This is a genomic window from Pseudarthrobacter kochi (genome assembly GCF_055412805.1).
Window position 1 is genome coordinate 1 of the sequence record NZ_JBVAYV010000048.1, and the last position, 23146, is coordinate 23146.

20 protein-coding genes and 2 pseudogenes are annotated in these 23146 nt (G+C 67.8%); 11 read left to right on the top strand and 11 right to left on the bottom strand.

The window, feature by feature from the left end; genetic code table 11:
- Positions 1 to 520 (top strand): HNH endonuclease signature motif containing protein (locus ACZY0Y_RS17215; protein ID WP_463959391.1); only part of this gene is annotated, 520 nt, incomplete at its 5' end.
- 38 nt (positions 521 to 558) lie between these two features.
- Here ACZY0Y_RS17215 and ACZY0Y_RS17220 read toward each other — a convergent pair.
- Positions 559 to 1458 carry a glycerophosphodiester phosphodiesterase gene (locus ACZY0Y_RS17220; RefSeq protein ID WP_463882015.1) on the bottom strand — a complete coding sequence of 300 codons (900 nt, stop codon included), beginning with the start codon at positions 1456 to 1458 and terminating at the stop codon, positions 559 to 561.
- 194 nt (positions 1459 to 1652) lie between these two features.
- Here ACZY0Y_RS17220 and ACZY0Y_RS17225 point away from each other — a divergent pair, with 194 nt between their 5' ends.
- Entirely contained in the window at positions 1653 to 2858 is a 1206-nt protein-coding gene (locus tag ACZY0Y_RS17225; RefSeq protein WP_463882199.1) for a DUF445 domain-containing protein, read from the top strand.
- Between the two features lie 19 nt (positions 2859 to 2877).
- On the opposite strand, the gene ACZY0Y_RS17230 is transcribed toward ACZY0Y_RS17225, so the two are convergent.
- From ACZY0Y_RS17230 to ACZY0Y_RS17240, 3 genes are all read right to left on the bottom strand, one after another.
- Complete coding sequence (locus tag ACZY0Y_RS17230; RefSeq protein WP_463882013.1) at positions 2878 to 3627, bottom strand: LamB/YcsF family protein; 750 nt, start codon at positions 3625 to 3627, stop codon at positions 2878 to 2880.
- The gene (locus ACZY0Y_RS17235) at positions 3618 to 4499 is read right to left on the bottom strand and encodes a hypothetical protein (RefSeq protein WP_463882197.1); all 882 of its coding nucleotides are present in this window, start codon (positions 4497 to 4499) and stop codon (positions 3618 to 3620) included. The genes ACZY0Y_RS17230 and ACZY0Y_RS17235 overlap by 10 nt, the downstream gene beginning before the upstream one ends.
- A gap of 131 nt (positions 4500 to 4630) precedes the next feature.
- Complete coding sequence (locus tag ACZY0Y_RS17240; protein WP_160668316.1) at positions 4631 to 6004, bottom strand: NAD-dependent succinate-semialdehyde dehydrogenase; 1374 nt, start codon at positions 6002 to 6004, stop codon at positions 4631 to 4633.
- A gap of 229 nt (positions 6005 to 6233) precedes the next feature.
- On the opposite strand from ACZY0Y_RS17240, the pseudogene ACZY0Y_RS17245 reads away from it, so the two are divergent.
- Positions 6234 to 7419, top strand: a pseudogene (locus ACZY0Y_RS17245) (MFS transporter).
- On the opposite strand, the gene ACZY0Y_RS17250 reads toward ACZY0Y_RS17245, so the two are convergent.
- The 4 genes from ACZY0Y_RS17250 to ACZY0Y_RS17265 form a co-directional block, all read right to left on the bottom strand.
- A complete protein-coding gene (locus tag ACZY0Y_RS17250; protein ID WP_463959393.1) occupies positions 7416 to 9746 on the bottom strand; it encodes a glycoside hydrolase family 65 protein in 2331 nt (776 codons plus the stop codon). The pseudogene ACZY0Y_RS17245 and the gene ACZY0Y_RS17250 overlap by 4 nt on opposite strands.
- A 65-nt stretch (positions 9747 to 9811) precedes the next feature.
- Positions 9812 to 10549, bottom strand: coding sequence for an HAD family hydrolase (locus ACZY0Y_RS17255; RefSeq protein ID WP_463959394.1), 738 nt, complete (start codon positions 10547 to 10549; stop codon positions 9812 to 9814).
- Between the two features lie 415 nt (positions 10550 to 10964).
- The gene (locus tag ACZY0Y_RS17260; protein ID WP_463959396.1) at positions 10965 to 11591 is read right to left on the bottom strand and encodes an alpha/beta hydrolase; all 627 of its coding nucleotides are present in this window, start codon (positions 11589 to 11591) and stop codon (positions 10965 to 10967) included.
- Between the two features lie 9 nt (positions 11592 to 11600).
- Positions 11601 to 12821, bottom strand: coding sequence for a beta-ketoacyl-[acyl-carrier-protein] synthase family protein (locus ACZY0Y_RS17265; protein WP_463881999.1), 1221 nt, complete (start codon positions 12819 to 12821; stop codon positions 11601 to 11603).
- 351 nt (positions 12822 to 13172) lie between these two features.
- Here ACZY0Y_RS17265 and ACZY0Y_RS17270 point away from each other — a divergent pair, with 351 nt between their 5' ends.
- The 6 genes and pseudogenes from ACZY0Y_RS17270 to ACZY0Y_RS17295 all read left to right on the top strand — a co-directional run bounded on the left by ACZY0Y_RS17270 (position 13173) and on the right by ACZY0Y_RS17295 (position 16773).
- On the top strand, positions 13173 to 13436 hold the full coding sequence (locus ACZY0Y_RS17270; protein ID WP_160668327.1) for a DUF6458 family protein: 264 nt from the start codon (positions 13173 to 13175) through the stop codon (positions 13434 to 13436).
- Positions 13437 to 13972: 536 nt separating this feature from the next.
- The gene (locus ACZY0Y_RS17275; RefSeq protein ID WP_463881994.1) at positions 13973 to 14776 is read left to right on the top strand and encodes a DeoR/GlpR family DNA-binding transcription regulator; all 804 of its coding nucleotides are present in this window, start codon (positions 13973 to 13975) and stop codon (positions 14774 to 14776) included.
- Positions 14773 to 15759, top strand: coding sequence for a 1-phosphofructokinase family hexose kinase (locus ACZY0Y_RS17280; RefSeq protein WP_160668330.1), 987 nt, complete (start codon positions 14773 to 14775; stop codon positions 15757 to 15759). The genes ACZY0Y_RS17275 and ACZY0Y_RS17280 overlap by 4 nt, the downstream gene beginning before the upstream one ends.
- A gap of 2 nt (positions 15760 to 15761) precedes the next feature.
- Positions 15762 to 16055, top strand: a pseudogene (locus ACZY0Y_RS17285) (PTS sugar transporter subunit IIA); the annotation flags it as partial.
- 175 nt (positions 16056 to 16230) lie between these two features.
- Entirely contained in the window at positions 16231 to 16482 is a 252-nt protein-coding gene (locus ACZY0Y_RS17290) for a hypothetical protein (RefSeq protein WP_463959398.1), read from the top strand.
- 3 nt (positions 16483 to 16485) lie between these two features.
- On the top strand, positions 16486 to 16773 hold the full coding sequence (locus ACZY0Y_RS17295; protein ID WP_463881987.1) for a DUF7218 family protein: 288 nt from the start codon (positions 16486 to 16488) through the stop codon (positions 16771 to 16773).
- Between the two features lie 32 nt (positions 16774 to 16805).
- On the opposite strand, the gene ku is transcribed toward ACZY0Y_RS17295, so the two are convergent.
- The gene (gene ku, locus ACZY0Y_RS17300) at positions 16806 to 17816 is read right to left on the bottom strand and encodes a non-homologous end joining protein Ku (RefSeq protein WP_463959400.1); all 1011 of its coding nucleotides are present in this window, start codon (positions 17814 to 17816) and stop codon (positions 16806 to 16808) included.
- A 40-nt stretch (positions 17817 to 17856) separates the two neighbouring features.
- Between ku and ACZY0Y_RS17305 the strand changes: the two genes are divergently transcribed.
- On the top strand, positions 17857 to 20343 hold the full coding sequence (locus ACZY0Y_RS17305) for an ATP-dependent DNA ligase (protein ID WP_463959402.1): 2487 nt from the start codon (positions 17857 to 17859) through the stop codon (positions 20341 to 20343).
- Positions 20344 to 20378: 35 nt separating this feature from the next.
- On the opposite strand, the gene ACZY0Y_RS17310 is transcribed toward ACZY0Y_RS17305, so the two are convergent.
- Positions 20379 to 20639, bottom strand: a complete 261-nt coding sequence (locus ACZY0Y_RS17310) for a hypothetical protein (RefSeq protein WP_463881978.1) — start codon at positions 20637 to 20639, stop codon at positions 20379 to 20381.
- 85 nt (positions 20640 to 20724) lie between these two features.
- The gene (locus ACZY0Y_RS17315; RefSeq protein WP_463959404.1) at positions 20725 to 20958 is read right to left on the bottom strand and encodes a hypothetical protein; all 234 of its coding nucleotides are present in this window, start codon (positions 20956 to 20958) and stop codon (positions 20725 to 20727) included.
- Positions 20959 to 21368: 410 nt separating this feature from the next.
- On the opposite strand from ACZY0Y_RS17315, the gene ACZY0Y_RS17320 reads away from it, so the two are divergent.
- Complete coding sequence (locus tag ACZY0Y_RS17320) at positions 21369 to 22982, top strand: MFS transporter (RefSeq protein ID WP_463881975.1); 1614 nt, start codon at positions 21369 to 21371, stop codon at positions 22980 to 22982.
- Positions 22983 to 23146 lie beyond the last annotated feature (164 nt).

The following is a 23146-nucleotide window of genomic DNA, read 5'->3' on the forward strand; positions in this document are numbered from 1 at the left end:
TGACCCTCGGGACGGGGCGCCGCTGGAAATCGGCCGGTCCAGCTACCGGGTGCCGAAGGCAGTGCGGCAGTGGCTGCGGCTCCGCGACGGGAAGTGCCCGTTCCCGGGCTGTAACAACCAGTCCCTGGACAACGACGCCGACCACCTCCTGGCCTGGGCCGACGGTGGCACCACCGGGATCAGCAACCTCGGCCAGCCCTGCCGCAAACACCACGGCCTCAAACACAACTCGGCCTGGACACCGGCCGGGGCCAGCAAAGACGCCCCGCCCGGCTGGACGTCACCATCCGGACGGCACTACCCCAGCGAACAACAGGACTGGGAACCACCCCACTGGCCACCCGGCATCCTGGAAACGAACGGGCTCCTGGGCTGGGGACAGCCCTCGGATGAAGACATGAAACCAGGCGTGGACCCGCCACCGGACAATGATCTGGGCCTGCCGCCGGATCCCGGCCGGGATCCCAACCAGGAACTGCCCGTGGACCCGCTGCCAGCGTGGTACCAGTTCACGGCCTGAAACGGCGTCTCCGCAGGCCGTGGGTGCCGAGGCCCGCTCTAGCCGAGGCTCCGCGACCCGGCCCACAGCTGGGCGAGGACCTGCGCCGGCCGGTTCGTGGTGATCTCGTGGATCCCGAGCTCCTGGCACAGGGCAACGTCGTTTTCCGAGTCCACGGTCCACACCCGGAAGCGCCGGCCGGAAGTGAGCCAGCGCCTGATGGTCCGGGAATGCCCGCGGACATAGTTGATGCCCGGGCCGGCCAGCCCGGCCTCGCAGTCGTCCAGGATCCGCACAGCTTCGGTCTGCGCGGCCTTCATCACGTTGGCCAGCGCCCCGCCGGTGAGCGCCCCGAGGCCGAGTTCCTCGCGGATCTCCTCAACGTCGACGTCGTCCACAAGCTGACACACGGCCGAGGACGGGACTGCTTTCAGCAGGTGCTTCACCGAGTCCGGGCTGAAGCTCATGAAGGACACCGTGATGTTGCCGAGCCGGGACGTCGCCGGATCCCAGCCTTCGGCTGTGAGGACTTCCAGGACCCTGTCCTCCAGCTTGAGCTGGAAAGGGCTGGGATGTTTGAGCTCAATTGCCAGCCCGATCTCCCGGCCCGCTGCCTGCAGCAGGTCCAGCAGCTCCGGGAGGGTCAGCAGCTGGGTGGACCTGCCGCCGTATTCGTCCGGGATCCTGGCGCCCTTCCAGGAGGAGAAGTCCAGCTGCCGGAGGTCCTCAAGGGTCCGGTCCGCCACCGGACCGGTGCCGTCCGACGTGCGGTCCAGGGTGGCGTCGTGCAGTAGCACCGCCTGCTGGTCCCGGGTGAGGTGGATATCGCATTCCACGCCGTCTGCACCGTCGGCGATTGCCTGGAGGTAGGCCGCCCGGGTGTGCTCGGCGAACGCTGCGCTGGAACCGCGGTGCGCGTAAACCAGCGGACGGGCTGCAACGGACTCGTCAGTCGTCATGCTGACACGTTAGCCGATGGCCGCTGCCAAAGCGGGGCTAGGCTGGGCACATGCAGGTGAACACTGAGCCAAGTACCCGTTCGGAGGGCCCCGGCGGCGCCGGAACTACCGCCGGAGCCTCCGCCAAAGGCGGTCCCGCCCGCCGCCAGACCGTGGCCGCGAGCGACGCCGAAAAAGCCTCCGCGCTGCGGCGGATGAAGCTGCTGGCACTCTCGCTGCTGATCCTGATGGCCATCATTTTTGTGGTCGCCTTCGCCTTGCAGAAGCAGTACCCCTGGCTCGAATACGTCCGGGCTGCGGCCGAGGGCGGCATGGTCGGCGCCCTCGCCGACTGGTTCGCGGTAACGGCCCTGTTCAAGTACCCGATGGGACTCAAGATCCCGCACACCGCCATCATTCCGCAGCGCAAGGACCAGATCGGCGCCTCGCTGGGCGAATTCGTGGAAACCAACTTCCTTTCCGAAAAGGTGGTCCAGGACAAACTGGCCTCTGTTGACATTGCCCGCAAGGCCGGCGCGTGGCTCTCCGGACCCGGCGGCGCGGAGCGGGTCGCCAAGGAGGGTGCCGCCGTCATCCGCGGCGCCTTCACGGTACTCAACGACGACGACGTCCAGGCCGTGATCGAGGGCATGGTCCGCCGGCATCTGCTTGCCCCGCCGTGGGGTCCCCCGGTGGGCCGGATCGCCGAGCGGATTTTCGACGACGGGCACCACCACGCCCTGGTGGACGTGCTCGTGGACCGCACGGTGGACTGGGTGCGGGACAACCAGGAGACGGTCAACCGGCTGGTCACGGACCGTTCGCCGACGTGGGTGCCGTCGTTCGTGGACGGGCTCGTGGGCGACAAGGTCTACGTGGAAATCCTGAAGTTCACCCGGGCGGTGCAGTCCGACCCGCAGCACCAGGTCCGGCTGTCGATCGACAAGTACCTCAAGGACCTGGCCCAGGACCTGCAGCATGATCCGGTGATGATCGCCCGGGCCGAGGGCATCAAGGCCCAGGTCCTCGGCGATCCCGAGGTCCGGGAGCTCGCGTCCCGCACCTGGGGGACTATCAAGGCCGCGCTGCTGTCCGCCGTCGACGATCCGCACAGCGAGTTGACCGTCAGGTTCAAAGCCGCCGTGCATGACTTCGGCACCCGGCTGGTGGTTGACCCCGAACTGGCCGGCAAGGTCAACACGTGGATCGGGGACGCCGCCGGCTACCTCGTGAAGACGTACCGCTCGGACATCGCGGGCGTGATCACCGATACCGTGGCCCGCTGGGATGCCGAGGAAACCTCGCAGAAGATCGAACTCCAGATCGGCAAGGACCTGCAGTTCATCCGGATCAACGGCACCGTGGTGGGCGCCCTCGCCGGGCTTGCGATCTTCACGGTGGCGCACCTGGCCTTCGGCTAATAGTCCGACGGTCCGTCGCTCAGGCGAAGCTCTCCAGTTCCACGCCCGCGCTTTCGAGGGCCGCCCGGACCGCGGCCGCCGTGGCCACGGACCCTGCGGTGTCGCCGTGGACGCACAGGGAGTGCGGTTCGATCCGGAGCACGGTGCCGTCCACGGCCTCAACTTCGCCCTTCGTGGCCAGGCGCACGGCCCGTTCGGCGATCCGGCCGACGTCGTCCAGCATTGCACCGTCCTGCGAGCGCGGCATGAGGGTCCCGTCCGGCAGGTAGGCGCGGTCGGCGAAGGCCTCGGCGAAGACCGGGTGGCCGGCCTCCTGGGCGATGCCGAGGAGGGCGGAGCCCGGGAAACCCAGGACGGGAAGTCCCGGATCGTAGGCCTGGATGGCAGAGACCACCGCGGAGGCCTGCTCGGCGTCGCGCACTGTCCGGTCGTAGAGCGCCCCATGCAGCTTGACGTAGTCCACCGAGGCGCCGACGGCGTGCGCCACCCCGTCCAGGGCGCCGAGCTGGTACAGCACGGCGCCGAAGAGGTCATCGAACGTGATGTCCATGGCCCGGAGACCGAAGCCGGCGAGGTCCGGGTAGCCCAGGTGCGCGCCCACCCGGACGTCGAGCTCGTAGGCGGCCCGGCAGGTGTCCAGCATGGTCACGGGGTCCCCTGCGTGCAGCCCGCAGGCCACGCTGGCGCTTGTGACCAGCGGAAACATCGCCGCGTCGTCGCCCATGGTCCAGGTCCCGAAGGACTCGCCCAGGTCAGCGTTCAGATCCAAAACGTGCCGCCATTCTTCGCTGATTCGTCCTTGCCGGCCGTGTTGGCCGTATTGTCCGTGCTGGCCGGGTGCCGCACCGCTGCGCTCTGCACGGCTGCCGGGGCGTCGGGTTCCGCGGTGCCCCCGAGTTCGCCGGGAATGACGAGCGGCATCGGGCCGAACGCTTCTTTGGCGTTCGCGACGACGGCGCGGCCCATCACCCGGTTGCCCACGCCGCCCACGACGGCGCCGATGCCGAACGGCAGCGCCCGGCCCAGCAGGGCTGTGCCCTGCTGTTTCAGCAGGGTCCGCAGGAACATCGTCTGGATCCGTTCCCGCACCGAGCCGAAGCCGGCCAGCGGAACCCGTCGGGCGAACAGGGAGCCCCAGGCCTGCGTGGGGCCCTTGCCCTGCCCGGCCGCCTGCCCGCTCAGCGAGCTCAACAGGGCGGTGCCTTCCTCGCCCAGCATGATCGCCATAACCAGGGTGCTGGCCTTCTCCGGGTCCACCAGCCGCACACCGTGGAGTTCGGCGAGGGAGGTGGAGAAGAGTGCGGTGGCCTCGAGGAAACCAACGGTCGCGGCGGCCGAGAGGCCCAGGGCGGCTGCGGTCCCGACGCCGGGAATCACGGCGGCACCACCGACGAGCGCGCCGCCGCCGGTGACAGCCATGAGGTAGTCCCGTTCCAGCCTGGCGGCGAGCTGCTCCGCGGTGGCGTGCGGATGCTTTCGCTGGAGCCGGCGGAGGTTCGCCAGGACCAGCGGGCGCTGGACTTCAACGGCCCGCAGGAGCACGTTGTGGACGCCCGGCTTGGGCTTTCCCTGGGCGTCGAACATCGCATTGTGAGCTGACTGCTGGGCAATCTTGATTGCGGGGTTGCTTCGCTTGGCCATCATCGCCTCTCCCTGAACCATAAGTGTGCTGAGCTTCGTCTTGTGTTAACACTAGGCTACGGGGAGCGGGCAGTTCGAGGCGGATCGGCGGCACCCATCCGCCCCCAACTGCCCGCAGGATGCTGCCGGGTTTAGCGCGGGGTCCGGATGAGCTTCTTGTTGACGAACTCATTCATGCCGAACCGTGCCAGTTCGCGCCCGACGCCGGAGCGCTTCACCCCGCCGAACGGCAGGTCCGCCTGGGTTTCGGCCACGGAATTGATGAAGACCATGCCGGTGTCCAGCCGGTCCGCGACCTCCTTGGCTTTCCCGGTATCGGCGCTGAAGACCGCACCGCCCAGCCCGTAGGGGGAACCGTTGGCCAGTTCGATGGCCTCTTCCACGGTGGCGACCTTGTAGATGACCGCTGCCGGGCCGAAGAGCTCTTCGGAGAATGCGCGCATCCCGGGGGTGACATCGGTCAGCACGGTGGGCTCGACGTAGGCGCCGGGGCCGTCGACGTGGTGTCCGCCGGTCCGCAGGGTGGCGCCCTTGTCCACGGCGTCCTGGATCTGTTCTATTAGGCCGTCCGCGGCGCTCTGCGAGGACAGCGGCCCGAAGCGGGTGTCGGCGAGCAGGGGGTCGCCCGGCTTGATCGCGGACATCCGGGCAGTGAATTTCTCCACAAATGCCTCGTAGAGGTCCTCAAGGATGATGAAACGCTTCGAGGCCGTGCACGCCTGGCCGGCGTTCCCCATCCGGCCGCTGACCGCTGCCTTGACGGTGGCGTCGAGGTCATCGGAGTCGAGGACGATGAAGGGATCACTCCCGCCCAGTTCCAGCACGTACTTCTTCAGGTTCCTTCCGGCCACCTCGGCAACTGCCGAGCCTGCCCGCTCGCTGCCTGTCAGCGAGACACCCTGGACGCGGCCGTCCGCGATGACCTCGGCAACCTGTTCGTTACTCAGGAACAGGTTGATGTAGGCGCCTTCGGGGAGTCCGGCGTCCTGGAAGATCTGCTCGATGGCGAGGGCAGACTGCGGGCAGCTGCCGGCGTGCTTGAGCAGGATGGTGTTGCCGAGGATCAGGTTGGGGGCGGCGAACCGGGCCACCTGATAGTAGGGGTAGTTCCACGGCATGATGCCCAGGAGCGGTCCGACCGGCGCGGAGCGGACAATGGCCTCCCCGCCGCCCTTGACGTCCAGCAGCTCGTCCTTGAGGAAGGAGGGCCCCTCTTCGGCGTAGTACGCGTAGATGTCGGCCACGAGGCCCACCTCGCCCCGGGACTGGGCCAGGGGCTTGCCCATTTCCGTGGCAATCAGCCGGGCCAGTTCGTCCTGGCGTTCCCGGTACAGTTCGGCCACGCGGGCAATCACCTTGGCGCGGGCCTCCACGGGCGCCGCTTGCCAGTCCCCGAAGGCAGCCTTCGACGCAGCGAGCGCGCCCTCCACCTCGCCCGCGGTAGCGAGCGGGAATTCCTTCAACGTTTCTCCGGTCGCGGGGTTCACTGTCTTGTAGGCAGTCATAAATCCACCATCTCCGATTCTGAGTAATCCAGCTCCATCGGGCCCACGACTGCCGCCGCGTTGAAGCAGCCTGGCGGCCATAAGGGCCCAGTACGTCGGAACGGGCTGTCCTGATGAGGTCGCCCGTCCCATTAGGCGGCAACCCGGACGACCCGCCGCCTATTCCATCGGATCGTTCGCTGCCCGGATCCGCCGCCCCCCTGCGGTGCCGGACACCTGGACTGGAGCCATGCGCTCACTGCGGGCCCTCCGACCATTCGCGCACCGGGAATACCGGGTGCCGATTGCGGCCCTGGCCATCTCCATTTTCGGCTCCGGGATGTGGGCCATGGCGATGGTCTATGAGGTGATCCATCTGGGCGGGGGCCCGCTGGAGCTCTCCCTCGTTGCGGCGGCGGGCAGCGTGGGCCTCGTCGCGTTTGTGCTTGCGGGCGGCATCGCGGCGGACCGGTTCCCGCAACGGCTCCTCATCATCGCGGTGGAGGGGGCCAACCTGGCTGTCATCACCGGCGTCAGCGGGCTGGCCATGCTGGGCTGGCTGCAGCTCTGGCATCTCGCGCTCGGCGCGTTTGTGCTGGGCGTCGGGGCGGCGTTCTTCTTCCCCGCCTACTCCGCCATCCTCCCGGGGGTCCTGCCGCCGGAGGACCTGCTCGCGGCCAATGGCATGGAGGGGACCATGCGGCCCATCCTGCAGCAGGCCACCGGTCCCGCCGTCGCCGGCATCCTGGTCGCCGCCCTATCCCCCGCGCACGCTGTGACCGGTGTGGCGGTGTGCCACCTACTGGCTTTTTCCATCCTCAACCTGCTCCATCGCCAGCCCCGCCCGGGGTCGGAGGTCCGTGACGGGAGCGCTGGTTCCGGAACCGGCGAACGCGCCAGGACGTCCCTTCTGCACGACCTCCGCGAGGGTGTCAGCTACACGGTCCGCACGCCCTGGCTGCTGTGGACCCAGCTGTGGGCCTGCATCTCCGTGCTGTTCCTGATCGGCCCCATTGAGGTGCTCCTGCCGTTCGTGGTCCGCGACCAGCTCGGCGGCGACTCGCGCATGTTCGGCTTCCGGCGCGACCGGCGGCATGGGCATGGTCATCTGGGGAACCCTGCTGCAGCGCCGGGTGCCGCCGCACCTGCTGGGCCGCGTCTCAAGCCTGGATTTCTTCGTTTCACTCGCCCTGATGCCGGTCTCCATGGCCCTGGCCGGACCCGCCGCCGAGGTGCTTCCGGTCGGCCTGATCTTCCTGGTCGCCGGGACGGTGTGCCCGGTCATGGCCGTGATTGCCATGGCTGTCGCGCGGATGCCGGTCGACGAACTCGCCCATCCGCTGGACGACGGCCGGGAGGCCTTCGGCGCGGATGCCACAGCCCCGGCCGAAGCCCCCGGAGCAGGGCAACCCGGTCCGAAGCAACGCGGGTCCTAGACCGCCGCGCGCACGATCGGGATGGACGCCGTCGGGAGTCCGCTCGGGAAGATCGTGGGCGCCGGTGCCGCGACCGGGGCCAGCGGAACCCGCACCGAATCGCCGTCGACCGTGAGCAGCTCGCCGCGCACGTCGACCTCCAGCGGTGCGCCCTCGCGCACGGTCAGGCTGATGGCACCCTGTTCCAGTTCGAGCTGCAGCAGCCGGCCCTGGATCTTCAGGTGGAAGGACAGCCCGTCCCATCCGGCGGGCAGCCGCGGGTCGAAGTACGGCACCGCGCCCTGGTCGCGCAGGCCCGCGAAGCCGCTGACCAGCGAACTCCAGACCCCGCCGGTGGAGGCGATGTGGACGCCGTCGATCGTGTTGCCGTGAGTGTCGTCCAGGTCGATGAACAGCGCGTGGGTGAAGTGGTCCAGCGCGGCTTCGCCGTAGCCGACCTCGGCCGCCATGATGCCCTGCACGCAGGCGGACAGGGTGGAGTCGCCGGTGGTGATCGGATCGTAGAAGTCGAAGGCGCGGCGCTTTTCCTCGGCGGTGAAGTCCTGCCACTGCAGGAACATGGCCAGCACGCTGTCCGCCTGCTTGAGGACCTGGTGGCGGTAGATCACCAGCGGGTGGAAGTGCAGCAGCAGCGGGTACTTGGACCGGGGGGTGCTCCAGTCCCACGGCTCCAGGGTCATGAAGTCGTTGTCCTGCGAGTGAACCTGGAGGTCCTCGTCGTAGGGCAGCTGCATGCGGTTGGCGGCCTGCTCCCAGAGCTGGCGTTCGGCGTCGTCGATCTCCGGGTGGTCCAGTGCCGCCGCGGCGCGCAGGTTAAACCGGGCCATGACGTTGGTGTACAGGTTGTCGTTGACGACGGCGGTGTACTCGTCCGGGCCGGTGACGCCGTGGATGTGGAAGAGCCCGTCTTTGCCGAAGAAGCCCAGCGAGACCCACATCCGGGCGGTCTCGATCAGCAGCTCGGAGCCGAGGGATTCCTCGAATGCCTGGTCGCCGCTGGCCCAGATGTAGCGGTTGGTCGCGAAGGCGATCGCCGCGGCGATGTGGAACTGGGCGGTGCCGGCGGCGTAGTAGGCGCTGGCCTCGAGACCGTTGATGGTGCGCCACGGGAACAGTGCGCCGTCCACGCTGAGCTCCTTGGCGCGGATCTTGGCCTCAGGCAGCATCGCGTGGCGGAACTCGAGGACCTGGCGGGCGTTGCCGGGGCTGGTGTACGTCAGGTAGGGCATCAGGTACACCTCCTGGTCCCAGAAGTAGTGCCCGTCGTAGCCCGAGCCGCTGACGCCCTTGGCCGGGATGCCGGCGACGTCGGCGCGGGCCGTCGCCTGCGCCAGCTGGAAGAGGTTCCAGCGGACGGCCTGCTGGAATTCGGTTTGGCCGGCGAGGACGATGTCGCCCGTGGTCCAGTATTTTCGGTAGTGCGCCGCACTTTCGGCGAAGATTTCCGCGAGCGGCCGGAGGCCCGCCTCCGCGTCATCGGCCAGGTCTTCGGACGCCTGCCCGACGGCGTAGCTGACGCTCTTCTCCAGCACGAACGGCTCGTCGGCGCCAACGGCCAGGACGTAGCGGACACTGCTGTCGTCCTCGTGCACCAGGGTGTCGAAGGGCTGCACCCCGGCGTTCGTCCAGTGATCGACGGCCAGGCCGATGCGCTGCTTGGATTCGGCGGTTTCCCAGGACAGGCGCAGGGAGCCGTCGCCGCCGTCGAGCCGCATCGGCAGCAGTACACGGCCGGCGTGCCGGCCGGCACGGCGCGGGTCATGGGCCGAGTGGTCGTCGACGGGCTGGTCCTGCCGGTTGATGACCGAGGAGGTCACGTCGGCGGAGATGTCCCGGTCCGCGGCGAGTTCCAGCGATATGCCAAGCGCACCGCGGGACTGGTAGCCGACGGCGCGGCGTTCGGTGGTGGTCACGGTGGCGCCGGAACGGCACTGCCAGGTGATCCGGCATTCGTAGACGCCGGTGGCGAAGTCGACGCTGCGCCGGTAGTCGAGCACGGTGGATTCGTCCAGGCTCAAGGTTTCCCCGTCGATGGTCACGGTGAAGTTGTTGGCGTCCGGGATGTAGAGGATCCGCTGGCCGGTGCGGGCGAAGCCGTAGGCGTTTTCCGCGTGCTTGATGTCCCAGGTCTCGTGGAAGCCGTTGATGAAGCTGCCCGGCAGTTCGGCATCGGCGGTGGCCCAGTGGGCGCCCCGGATGCCGAGGTGGCCGTTGCCCAGGCTGAAGAGAGTTTCCAGCGTGCCGGCGTTGCCCGGCAGGTGGACGGTCTCGACCAGCTGCCAGGGGTCGTTGGGGAACCGTGCGCGGTCCGAGGTGATGAGAGCCATGGTTTTCCTTCAGGCGGGTACAGAGTCAGGTGGGTCGTTCGGGGCCTTGCGGCGGGGATGCGGGGCTAGAGGAGTTCTTCGAGGTCGTTGACCACAAGCGTGGCTCCGGCGTCGAGCAGCGCCTGCCGGCCGGCGCCGCGGTCCACACCGATCACCGAGTGGAAGTTCCCCGCGCTGCCGGCCTGGACGCCTGACACGGCATCCTCGACGACGACGCACTCCTCGCTGGGCAGGCCCAGCAGCCGGGCGGCGTACTCATAGGTCGCAGGGCTGGGCTTGCCGGGCAGGCCCTCGGCCACGGCGACAACACCGTCGACCACCACCGGGAAGTAGTCGGACAGACCGGCGGCCTTGAGCACCGCCGGGGCGTTCCGGGAGGAGGAGACGACGGCGACCTTGAGCCCGCGGGCCAGCGCGGCGTCGATGAACCGCACGGAGCCCTCGTAGGGCTTGACGCCGCCGGCCTCGACGATGTCGTTGAAGACCTTGTTCTTGCGGTTGCCCAGGCCGTGGACGGTGTTGTGCGCCAGGTCGTCATCCAGCGGGCCCTCGGGCAGGACGATGCCGCGGGAGGCCAGGAAGTCCCGGACGCCGTCGAAGCGCGGCTTGCCGTCGATATGGTCGAAGTAGTCGCTTTCGCGGTAGCCGGGAGCCTCGGGCACGGTCTTGAGGAACCCGTCGAAGAGTTCCTGCCAGGCGCGCTCGTGCACGATCGCGGTGGGGGTCAGGACGCCGTCGAGGTCAAAGAGGATGGCGGAAGCCCCGGTCCAGCTCGAAGGGGTGCTGTTGGCAAGATCAGTCATGAATCGGTTGTCCTTTCAGACGGCGATAGCTGGGGGGCGGGCGGCACGACGGCGGGCCATGAGTTGTGCGCATGCGGGCCGGGACGCTCCGGAGCCTCCCGCAGGCGGACCGCAGGCGTTGGCACCGGGCGGGCGCGCCTGTCCAGCGCGCGTGTTCAGCGCGGCGGAAGGCCGGCGGTCACCGGTCTGCTGTGGCGATGGTGCGGATGGAGGGTGCGGCGGCGTCTTGGATGGCGACGGGTGGCCTCTTGGCCTGCGGCACGGGGCTCAGCCTTTCTTCCCCCTGAAGTAGCGGCCGTGAAGATGGCCAATGTTAAGTATAAAGGCTGGCAAAATTAGCGCGCAAGTGGATAGACAGGGTAGGGAGCTTGGACCCTGTCGCGCCGGCGCGTCCTGGTCTCGCCCGGCAGCCGGGTCAGCTGTCCGGGCGCAAGACGTAGTGCCGGAGGAACGCGCCGACGTCCACCAGTTCCGCCGCCGCGATGGAGTGGCCCATTCCGGGGTAGGTCCGCGCTGTGAGCTGGGTGTGCTCGTGGAGCCATTCCTCGGTGTGCTCCGTGGCGGCGTCGTTGATCACCATGTCGTCCCGGTCCCGGCCCCAGAAAAAGGGCGGCCGCGACTGAAACGATTCGCTCATCGCCAGGAGTTCGTTTTCCAGGACAAACCCGGACAGTCCGACGACGGCCCGGAACTGTGCCGGCCGCAGCCGCAGCAGGGTGGTGGCCATGGCCATGCCCTGCGAATAGCCGAGCAGGCTCACGCTGCTGTGCTTAGCCTTGACGGATTCGATCCAGCTGAAGACGGCATTGGTCGAGGCGATGACGTCGGCGAAGTCATGGGTCAGGAAGTAATCCAGCAGGAACCAGCCGTGCCCGTCCCCGATTTCCTTGGGGCCGCGCAGTGCGGCGCAGCTGAAGCCGGACGGCATGCTGTCAAAGTGCTTCGCCATCTGCGATTCATCCCGGCCATAGCCATGCAACATGACCAGCAGCGGCGTTCCGGCGCGTTCGTGTTCCGGCTTGGACCAGAGGACTGTCTCCATCGGAACAGCCTAGCTTTCAGTGATCACCAGCGCCGTGCTGTGCCCGCCGAATCCGAACGCGTTGGCGATGCCCGCCCTGGCCGCCTGGCCCGCCACGGATGTCCGGAGGAGGTTGAGGTCGATCCCGGCATCCGGCTCGTCGAGGTTGCCGGAGCCCGGGAAAGATCCGGTTTTCAGTGCCTGGATCATCACGATGGCTCCGAGCGCGCCGGCACCGCCCAGGAGGTGCCCGGTGAGTGATTTGGTGGAAGTGACGGGAACCTGGTTTCCGAGCACAGCTTTGATCGCTTCGGCTTCCAGGCGGTCGCCGACCGGCGTGGAGGTCGCGTGGGCGTGAACCAGGCCGATGTCGGCGGCTCCAAGGCCGGCGGCTGCGATTGCCTTTTCCATGACGCGTCGCTGCATGGCCGGGTCAGCGGCGACGATGTCGACGGCGTCGGACGTCACCGCGGTTCCGGCCACGACGCCCAGGATTTCCGCTCCGCGGGCGCGGGCGTGGTCTTCGCGCTCCAGGACCATGATCGCGGCGCCCTCGGCCAGCACGAACCCGTCCCGGTCCCGGTCGAAGGGCCGCGAGGCGGACTGCGGGTCCTCATTGCGGGTGGACAGTGCGCGGATTTGCGCGAAGCCGCTGATGATGAGGCCGTTGATGCAGGAATCCACACCGCCGGCGATCACCACGTCCGCCGCCCCGGCCCGGATCATGTCGGCTGCCTGGGAGATGGCTTCGGCTCCGGAGGCGCACGCGCTCACCGGAGTGCGGGCGCCGCCCTTGGCGCCGACGTCGATGGACACCCAGGCCGCGGGGGCGTTGGTCATGATCCGGGTGAGGGTGTGCGGGGACACCCTGCGCGGGCCGCTGGCATTCAGCATCCGGGTCTGCTCCAAGGTGGTGTCCAGGCCGCCGTAGCCGGAGCCGATCACCACCGCCAGGCGTTCCGGGTCGGCGTCGGGCCGGCCGGCCTGGGCCCACGCTTCCCGGGCGGCAATCAGTGCCAGGTGCCCGCACCGGTCCATCCTCTTGTATTCGGGGGTGGTAAGCAGCGAGGCGACGTCAACGTCCACCCGGCCGGCCATCCGGACAGGCAGCCCCTGTGCCCAGTCCTCGTCGAGAGCCGCGATTCCGGAGCGTCCGGCCAGCAACGCGGCCCGGGTATCGGCCGCGGTCCCGCCGACAGGGGTCACGGCGCCCAGTCCGGTGACGACGACTCTGGGGGAAGTTTCAGGCATGGGTACCGGATTTCTGTGAGGCCCGTTGGGGGACCCGCGGGGAGTGCGGTGCGGGGGCGGGGGCGGCGGGACGGGAGTGGCGGCCGCTGTGCACCCTTAAAGAGTACGTGCGATCCCCGCGCGGGCCGCCCCGCAATTTCACCTGCGGAGATCCGCGGCGGAAAATGACAGCCGCACGCTGGATCCGCGCCGCGCCTGTCCGAAGCCACCGCGGAAAACACTTTGACCTTCGAAAACTGACCGGAGTGGCGCCGCTCAGATCGTTGAAACAACCCGCATCGGGCTGTAGCGTGGCGCTGGACAGCATGCTTAGCAATACCTATCCGTCCCACCGGACACAAGGAGCAAGTCATGAGAATCGGTTCCTCCATCTTCCTCATCGCCCTCGGCGCCATCCTGGCCTGGGCCATCACCCCCGGACTGATCCCCAACGTGGACCAGACCATGATCGGCTACATCCTGATGGTGGTAGGCGTCATCGGACTGGTCGCCTCCCTGATCCTGGCATCCCCGGGCCGCAGCCGTACTCGCCGGGTCAGCGAAACCCGCTCCGTCGTGGACCCCAACACCGGCGAGACCATCACCCGGAACGAAAGCCGCGACGCCGGCATCTAGTCCCAGTGTGCGGCAGTGCACCGAACGAACCACCCGGGCGCCGGGCCGGACCTTCACGAGGTCGGGCCCGGCGTGTGCCTTTTAGCGGTGCCCGCCCGTCCGGACATGCCCCACCCCCGAGGCCACGGATGGACATAGTGCCTATATGCCCACCCCCGGGCGCGAAGACTGGGCATATCCCGCGGGGAGTCCGCGAATCCTCCGGCGCCCCATGCCAAGCGCCGGGATCCAGGGATGGACCTGGGGCAAACATGCCCACTCCGTGCCGCAAAGACTGGACATGTCCCCCGGCTCACCAACCCTCAGCCCGGGCATGCCCCACGGCCAAGTCCGCGGATGGACATGGTGCCCATATGCCCACTCCTGGGCGCGAAAACTGGGCATGTCCGACGGGATCCTCGTGACCTTTCTGCGTTCTTGTTGTTTTTCGTTAACAAAGCCACAGATTCAAAGATAAAGTCAATCAACCCCACTCCCTGTGATGGCTATCACTGAAGTGGCAGGAAGGCCCGCAGTACTGACGCAAGGGAGAGCCAGTGTTCGCCGAGGAACGCCAACAGCTGATCGTGGGGCTCATTACCGTCAGCGGCCGCGCCAGCGTCACGGACCTTGCCGAGCGATTCAGCATCACCACCGAGACCGTCCGCCGTGACCTTGCCGCCCTCGAAGCCGCCGGCAGTGTGCGCCGGGTCCATGGCGGCGCGGTGTCCCCGGACCGCTTCAGCACCAACGAGGTTAGCATTCTGGTCCGGACCGACCAGCGGCAGCCGGAAAAGACGCGGATCGCCGAGGCCGCCCTGGCGCTGATCCCGCAGGACCGCACCGGCAGCATCCTGATCGACGCCGGCTCCACCACCGAGGCCCTCGCGGACCTCCTGGCCGCCCGGACGGCAGCAACCGCCGCCCTTTCCGGGCCCGGCGCGGAACTCGTGGTCATCACCCACTCACTGCCCATCGCGGCAAAGCTGTCCGGTGTACCCGGCATCGCCCTGCACCTGCTGGGCGGAAAGGTCCGCGGAATCACGCAGGCCGCCGTCGGCCAGTCCACCGTGGAAGCCGCCCGCAGGATCCGCCCGGACATCGCCTTCATCGGCACCAACGGCATCCACGCAGCCTTCGGGCTGAGCACTCCCGATCCTGAAGAAGCCGCTGTCAAGGCTGCCTTCGTCCAATCAGCACGCCGCATAGTGGTGCTGGCTGATGCCTCCAAGCTGGACGCCGAGACCCTGGTCCAGTTCGCCTCGTTGAAAGATCTGGACACCTTGATCACTGACACGAAACCCAGCCAGGACCTGGCCGACGCGCTCGCGGACGCCGGCGTGGAGGTGGTGGTCGCATGATTGTCACCCTGACCGCCAACCCGAGCCTGGACCGCACCGTGGCGCTGCCGGGGCCCCTGCTCCGCGGCGAAGTCCAGCGGGCCGTCTCCGTCCGGCAGGAATCCGGCGGCAAGGGAGTCAACGTCTCCCGCGCCCTCGTCGCTTCCGGCCTGAAGACGGTCGCCGTGCTCCCCGGAGCCGAGGCGGACCCCGTCCTCGCCGGCCTCCGGGAGGTCGACGTCCCGTTCGCCGCCCTCCCGATCGGCGAGCCGCTGCGCAGCAACGTGGCGCTCACCGAACCCGGCGGCGTCACCACCAAAATCAACGAGCCCGGCCCGGTGCTGAGTGCGGACCAGCAGGAAGCCCTGATCGGGCTCCTCCTGGACCGCGCCCGCGGAGCCAGCTGGGTCGTCCTGGCCGGATCGCTCCCACCCGGGGTCCCGGCCGACTTCTACGCCACCGTCACCCGGCGGCTGCGCTCCATGGATCACGGCAACGAGGCCCCCCTCATCGCCGTCGATTCCTCCGGCGAACCGCTCGCCGCCGCCATCTCCGGCGACGCGCTGGGGAAGCCGGATCTCATTAAACCCAACGCCGAGGAACTGGTGGAACTGGCTGCCGCAGCCGGGTTCGCCACGCACAAGTCCGCCGAGGAACTCGAAGCGGATCCGGAGGCTGCCGCGGTGGCAGCATCCGCCGTCGTGCGATCCGGGGTGGGTGCCGTGCTGGCAACGCTCGGTTCCAAGGGTGCGGTGCTTGTGACGGCCGACGGCGCGTGGCTGGCCACGCATCCGCCGGTCACTGCGGTGAGCACGGTAGGCGCCGGCGATTCCTCGCTGGCCGGCTACCTGCTCGCTTCCAGCCAGGGCGCCGCCCCGGCCGATTGCCTCCGTCAGGCTGTGGCCCATGGTGCCGCCGCCGCTTCGCTGCCGGGCTCCACAGTCCCGGCAGTCCACCAAACCACCCCCGATGCCGTAACCATCACGGCCCTCCGGAAGGATTGACAGTGACTCAGCTCATTACCACCGATCTGGTCGAGCTCGACCAGAACCTGGGCAGCTCGCCCGAGGACGTGATCCGGTACCTGGCAGGCAAGGTTGCCGCCAACGGACGCGCCACCGAGGTTGAAGGCCTCTTCGCCGACGCCTTCGCCCGGGAACAGAAGACCGCGACCGGCGTCCCCGGCGGCATCGCCATCCCGCACTGCCGCTCGACGGCGGTCACCGAACCGACGCTCGTAATGGCACGGCTCTCCCAGCCGGTCGATTTTGGCGCCAAGGACGGCCCGGCAGACCTGATCGCCCGGCAGATGCAGCGGGAACTCAGCACATCGACGGAGTCGGGTGATCCGACCGGCGCCAAGCACCCTTAGCAAATGCTTGTCAGAGCCCTGCCACCCCGCTAGTTTGGAATCCGGGGCGCCACCACCGGCGGACAGCCGCCGAACGGGATTCCCGGCCAAAGGAGACACGACCGTGGCAAGCGTGCAGGAAAACATCGAAGTCGACGTTCGGGTGTCCACCGCGTACACCCAGTGGACCCAGTGGACCCAGTGGACCCAGTGGACCCAGTTCGAGACCGTCCCCGAGTTCACGAAAGGCGTCAAGGCAGTCGAACGGATCGACGAAACGTCCCTCCAGCTCCGCACCGGAATCGCAACCTTCGAACCCCTTGGTGCCGAACGCACCCGGGCCGGCGGCCACACCGACAACCAGCTGCCGAGGTAGGCCGTGCCAACGAAGGGGGATGCGCCGCGCGGCTCGGAGAGTCCCAGCATCAAGGACCCGGAACTTTATGAAGAGCTGCTGGAGGACGGGGCGTCACAGCAGAAGGCGGCACGCATCTCCAACGCCGCAGCCAGGGACGGCCGGGCGGCAGTGGGCCGCAAGGGCGGGAAAGCCGGCGACTACGAGGACTGGACCGTCCCCCAGCTCAAGCAACGCGCCAAGGAGATCGGGCTCAAGGGATGCTCGGCCAAGAAGAAAAGCGAGCTCATTTCCGCGCTCAGGGACTCCTGATCCCGGTGGCCACGGGCCGGACAGCCGACCGCTCAGGCCTCCTTCCGCGCGGTCTGCGCGGCGGCTTTGGTGCCGGCCGTCTTCGGAGCAGCTTTCGCGGGGGTCTTGGCCGCAGAGTTCTTGGCCGCGGGGGTCTTGGCCGCCGCGGCCTTGGGTGCGGTCCGGGATGCCGTCTTGGGGGCGGGCCTTGCAGCCGTCGACTTCGAAGCGGGCTTCGCGGCGGGCTTGGCGGATTCGTCCGCGGACGCTGCCCCTCCCCCGCGCTTCTTCTCCAGGCTCCGTTTGAGGGCCTCCATCAGGTCGATCACCTCGCCAGTTCCGGACTCGGCCGCCGGGACGCCAAAGGTCTCCTCGGTGTCCAGCGACTCCCCCTTCTCCAGCTTCGCCTCGATGAGCTGGCGCAGCTGCAGCTGGTAGTCGTCGGTGAACTGGTCCGGTTCGAAGTCCGCTGCCATCGAATCGACCAGCGCGGCGGACATTTCACGTTCCGGGGCGGAGATGCGGATGGTGGTTTCGAGCGAGGGGAAGCTCGCTTCACGTACCTCGTCGGCCCAGAGCAAGGCCTGCAGAACCAGGACGTCACCCCGGATCCGCAAGGCCCCCAGACGGGTTTTGTCCCGCAGGGCGAACTGGACGATGGCCACCCGGTCGGTGTCCTCGAGCGCCCGGCGCAACAGGACATAGGCCTTGGGCGACTTGGAGTCCGGCTCAAGGTAGTAGCTCTTTTCGAACATCATCGGGTCGAGCTGCTCAGCCGGCACAAACTGCACGACGTCGATCTCGTGGCTGTTTTCAGCCGGGATGGCCTTGAGCTCCTCGCGGCTGAGGACCACGGTGCGGCCGTCGTCCTCATAGGCCTTGTCGATGTCCTCGTAGTCCACGATCTTGCTGCAGACCTCGCAGCGGCGCTGGTAGCGGATCCGGCCGCCGTCGGCATTGTGGACCTGGTGCAGGCTGATGTCGTGGTCTTCGGTTGCGCTGTAGACCTTGACGGGCACGTTGACCAGCCCGAACGCTATCGCGCCTTTCCAGATGGCTCTCATGGATCAAGTGAACCGCACACTTGCGTGGAGGTGAAGCCCCTTGGGTGAAAGGGCACCGGCCAACAGCAAGGAGCGGGTCCGGGTTGGCGGCCGCGAACTGGTGGTCACCAACCTGGACAAGGTCATGTATCCGGAGACCGGCACCACCAAGGCCGATGTCCTGGCCTACTACGCCGCCGTGGCGCCCGTGCTGATCCCCGCGGCCGCAAACCGCCCGGCCACCCGGAAGCGCTGGGTGCACGGCGTCGGGACGGCCGATGCCCCGGGCGAGATGTTCTTCCAGAAGAACCTCGACCATTCGACGCCGGGGTGGGTGCCGCGGGCCTCCATCACCCACAAGGAACGGACCATCCAGTACCCGCTGGTCAACGACCCGGCCACGCTGGCCTGGCTCGCGCAGATCGCGGCCCTGGAGATCCATGTGCCGCAGTGGCGCGTCGACTCGCACGGCAACGCCCTGCCGCCGGACCGGCTGGTGCTGGACCTGGATCCCGGTGAGGGGGCCGGGCTGGCCGAGTGCGTTGAGGTCGCGAAGCTCGCCCGGGCCATCCTGCAGGACGTCGGACTGGACCCCGTACCGGTGACCAGCGGCAGCAAAGGCATCCACCTCTACGCGGCCCTCGACGGCACGCAGAGCTCCGAGCAGATTTCCGAGTTCGCCCATGAACTGGCCCGCTCCCTGGAAGCCGACCACCCGGCGCTGGCCGTCAGTGACATGAAGAAGACGCTGCGCACCGGCAAGGTCCTGGTGGACTGGAGCCAGAACAGCGCCGCCAAGACCACCATCGTGCCCTACTCACTGCGCGGGCGGCTCCGGCCCACGGTGGCGGCGCCCCGGACCTGGCGCGAACTCAGCTCGCCTTCCCTGCACCAGCTGGACTACCAGGAGGTCATGAAGCGGGTGAAGTCCGGCAAGGACCCCTTCGCGGTCATCTCCGGCAAGAGGCGCCCCGGGGGCCAGCCTGACGGCCGCCCGGACGGCGACAGCGAAACAACAGGCGACGGCGGCGCCACCGACCCGCGGCTGGACAAGTACCGTGCCAAACGGGACGCGGCCTCCACCCCGGAGCCCTTCACGGCGGAGCAGCACCGCGCCGGGACAGGCCGGACTGATACCGAAGACGGCACCCTCCGCGAGAAGTTCGTCATCCAGGAACACCGCGCCAGCCGGCTGCACTATGACTTCCGGCTGGAGCGCGACGGCGTACTGGTGTCCTGGGCGCTGCCCAAGGGGGTGCCCACCAACAAGACGACGAACCACCTGGCGGTCCAGACCGAGGACCACCCGATGGACGACGCGGGCTTCGAAGGCACCATTCCCAAGGGCCAGTACGGTGCCGGAACCATCAGCATCTGGGACCACGGCTACTACGAATGCGAGAAGTGGATCGCCGGCAAGGAAGTCATTGCCACCCTCACCGGCCAGGACGACGGCGGGCTGGCCGGCACCCGCAGGTTCGCGCTGATCCACACCGGAAGGGGCGGCGACCAGTGGCTCATCCACCTGATGGACCCGCTGGGCGCGAAGAAGGGACATGTGCCCCCCGCGGCGGAGGCTGCGCAACCTGCCCCGGACACGGCCGACTTTGCGCCGATGCTGGCCAGCTCCGGCACCGCAGCCGACTTGCCGGGCAAAGAGTGGCAGTTTGAACTCAAGTGGGACGGGGTGCGGGCCCTGATTGTCGGGGACGCCAAGAAGATCCGCCTGATCAGCCGCAACGGGATCGACATGTCCGCGGCGTACCCGGAACTGACGGACCGCTCCAGCTGGCCGGGGCAGGATTTCATCGCCGACGGCGAGATCATCGCCGTCGGCCCCTCGGGGCGGCCCGACTTCGGGCTGCTGCAGGGGCGGATGAAGCTCACCAGAGCCTCCGACGTCGCGAAGGCGCAGGCGTCGACGCCGGTGCGGCTGATGCTCTTCGACCTCCTATCCGAGGACGGCACGGACCTGCGCCGTCTCCCGCTCCGCCAGCGGCGGGCCCGGCTGGAGGCGTTCTTCACATCTGCCGATGGCCCCGTGGACCTCTCCCAGCTGATCGACGGCGATGTCCGGCATATCCTGAAAAGCGCCGAGGAGCTGGGGTTGGAGGGCGTGATGGCCAAGCGCACGGACGGCCGCTACGTCGGGCAGCGCAGCAGGTCCTGGCTCAAGCTCAAGTTCGAACGCACCCAGGAGGTGGTCGTCGGCGGCTGGCGGCCGGGCAAGGGCGAGCGCGGGCAGTCCGTCGGCTCACTGTTGCTGGGGATCCCCGACGGTTCCAAGCTGCGCTACGTCGGCCGCGTCGGCAGCGGATTCAGCACCCGGGCACTCAAGGAACTGCGCCAGAGGCTCGATGCCCTCCCCCGTAAGACCTCGCCGTTCGAGGACGTCCCGGCCGCCGACGCCTCGGACGCACACTGGGTAAGCGCCAAGCTCGTCGGGGAGGTCACCTATGGGGAATGGACCGGCGGCGGCAAGCTCCGGCACCCGGTCTGGCGAGGCTGGCGGCCGGATAAGCGCCCGGAGGACGTGGTGATTGAGTGAAGCGGGCCCGGTCTCAACTCTCAGCCGGGCCGCCGTCACTTGTCGCGGTGCGGGATGTCCGGGCGGCTCGTCCGGTGCTCAGCGGCCTCTACAACCTGCTGGTTCTGCAGGCCGCGAACTTCATCGCGATCCTTCGGGTGGCGGTGCTTGCCGCTCCCATCCGGCCACGAATGCCCCTCGGAGGCGGGCGGCGGAAGGTGGTGCACCGGCTCGGGACCAGGGGCCTCGTCCATGGACTCAGCCAAGTGGCTGGCCACCTCAGGCTCGATCTCGTCTCCGGAGTGATGATCTGCCATTGCTCTTCCTTTCCGCTGTGCACTTAGTGCCGTGAATTGAAGTGTCCCCCCATCGTAGGTCGGCCGGCTTGCGATGTCTGTAGCGCTACCAGCGGACTTTCTTCTCCGCGGGGCCCTGCTTGCCACTGACGTGAGTGGGCTTGTGGCTGTGGCCGACACTCTGTGAGGCCGCGCCACCCCGCGACTTGCTCGCGAGCATCTCCTTTTGGGCGTCGGTCAGGCGGGACTTGATGCCTGTCCCCTGCTCCGGCTTGGCCTGGGACTTGTCGTCCGCCTCGACCCCGCTGTTGCTGCTCTTTTTGGTCTCTTTGCCAGTCATGGACTGTTCTCCTTGTGTGGCTCGTGGTCAGCACTGCGCTGAGGTCAACCCTAGGCGCTTTCCGGATCGCTTGGGTACCCCTTCTGCCCGGCTTTTGCGCGGCGCAACCGGGGCCCGGGGAGGGTGGGCCGGTCCCCGCCCAATGGCATGATTCAGGCCGGAAAACCGGCTCCCGGCCGCCCTGCGGGGAAAAAGTTTACGCAGTCGGAGGTGAAGACCGGCGATTCCCAGCAATGGCGCGGTGAAACAGCGGAAAAGAAAACTGCCAGCAGGCCCCCGATCAGGGGTGAAACACCGGATGATACGGCACCAAACTCGGAAACACCATAGAAATCGCGTAAAATTGAAAGCCTGCCCAGAGCGGGGCAGCTACAAGTCGCAAGCAAATGACCTCCATAGGAGCGGCCCAAATGCCCACAGACCGAAGCACGACCGACTCTTCAGCAGGCGTCATGAACGCCAGCGGAACCAACCAAGTTTCACCCAAGGGTGCGAAGAAATCAAAGCTGCGGACGCGGCGTCGACTCAGGGAGTCCGACGTGAACGTCGTCAATAAGCCGATGCTCAAAAAAGCACTCGGCGGCACCATCGTGGGTAACACCATGGAGTGGTACGACGTCGGCGTGTTCGGCTACCTGATCACCACCATGGGGCCGGTGTTCCTGCCCGAGGCGGACAAGTCCGTTCAGACCCTGTTCCTGCTGGGAACATTCGCCGCCACCTTCATTGCCCGCCCCCTCGGCGGGGTCATCTTCGGCTGGCTCGGCGACAAGATCGGCCGCCAGAAGGTCCTGGCCACCACACTGATGCTGATGGCCGCGAGCACCTTCGCCATCGGCCTCCTGCCCGGCTATGCGCAGATCGGAATGTGGGCTGCTGCCCTGCTGGTGCTGCTCAAGGTGGTCCAGGGCTTCTCCACCGGCGGCGAATACGCAGGTGCCACCACGTTCGTGAGCGAATACTCCCCGGACAAGCGCCGCGGCTTCTTCGCCAGCTTCCTGGACATGGGCAGCTACCTCGGCTTCGCCCTCGGTGCCGCCCTCGTCTCCGTGCTGCAGCTGACCCTTGGTCAGGCCGCCATGGAGGAGTGGGGCTGGCGGATCCCGTTCCTGCTTGCCGGTCCGCTGGGCCTGATCGCGGTCTACTTCCGGAGCAAGATCGAGGAATCCCCGCAGTTCCAGGCCACCCTGGACGCCCAGGAGAACCTCTCCAAGGACGCCACGTCCTTGAATCCCGCAGCCTCGAAGAGCCCGGTGGGCATCGTGAAGGCATACTGGCGTTCACTCATCGTTGCCATGATCCTGGTGGCAGCCGCGAATACCGCCGGTTACGCCCTGACGTCCTACATGCCGACGTACCTCACGGAGTCCAAGGGCTACGACCCGGTCCACGGCACCCTGCTGACCATCCCCGTGCTGGTCATCATGAGCCTCTGCATTCCGCTGACCGGCAAGCTGTCTGACCGGATCGGGCGCCGCCCCGTGCTGTGGATCGGCGCGCTCAGCACCGTGGTCCTGGCTGCCCCTGCGTTTATGCTGATCGGCGTCGGAGAAATCTGGTCCACCCTTCTGGGCCTCGGCATGATCGCCTTCCCGGTCACCTTCTACGTGGCGAACCTGGCTTCGGCCCTGCCGGCGCAGTTCCCGACGGCGAGCCGTTACGGCGCCATGGGCATCGCGTACAACTTCTCCGTCGCCATCTTTGGCGGCACCACGCCGTTCGTCGTCGCCGCCCTGATCGGCGCCACCGGCGATGACATGATGCCGGCCTACTACCTGATGGCCACCTCGGCGATCGGTGCGGTTGCGATCTACTTCCTCAAGGAATCGGCCCAGCGCCCCCTGCCGGGTTCCATGCCCAGCGTCGACACCCAGGCCGAGGCCAAGGAGCTCGTTGCGAACCAGGACGAGAACCCGCTGATCGACCTGGTGGAAATGGACATGCCGTTTGCCGCAGCCCCGGCGGATTCGGTTGCTGATCCGACGGCACCCCGGAACACCGAAAAGGTTCCGGCCGACGCCTAAGTTTGCCCTCTGGCAGCCCGGTCGGGTTCATCCTGAGCCCGGCCGGCTAACCCCAATACCGTTTACTTAGGTGGTTTGGGTATTCGTTTGAGCGGCCAGCCTGACATCTTGCGTTTGACTACGCGGGGGTTGCTTCGTTGTCGGCGTGGTGGCAGGAGGTCGTG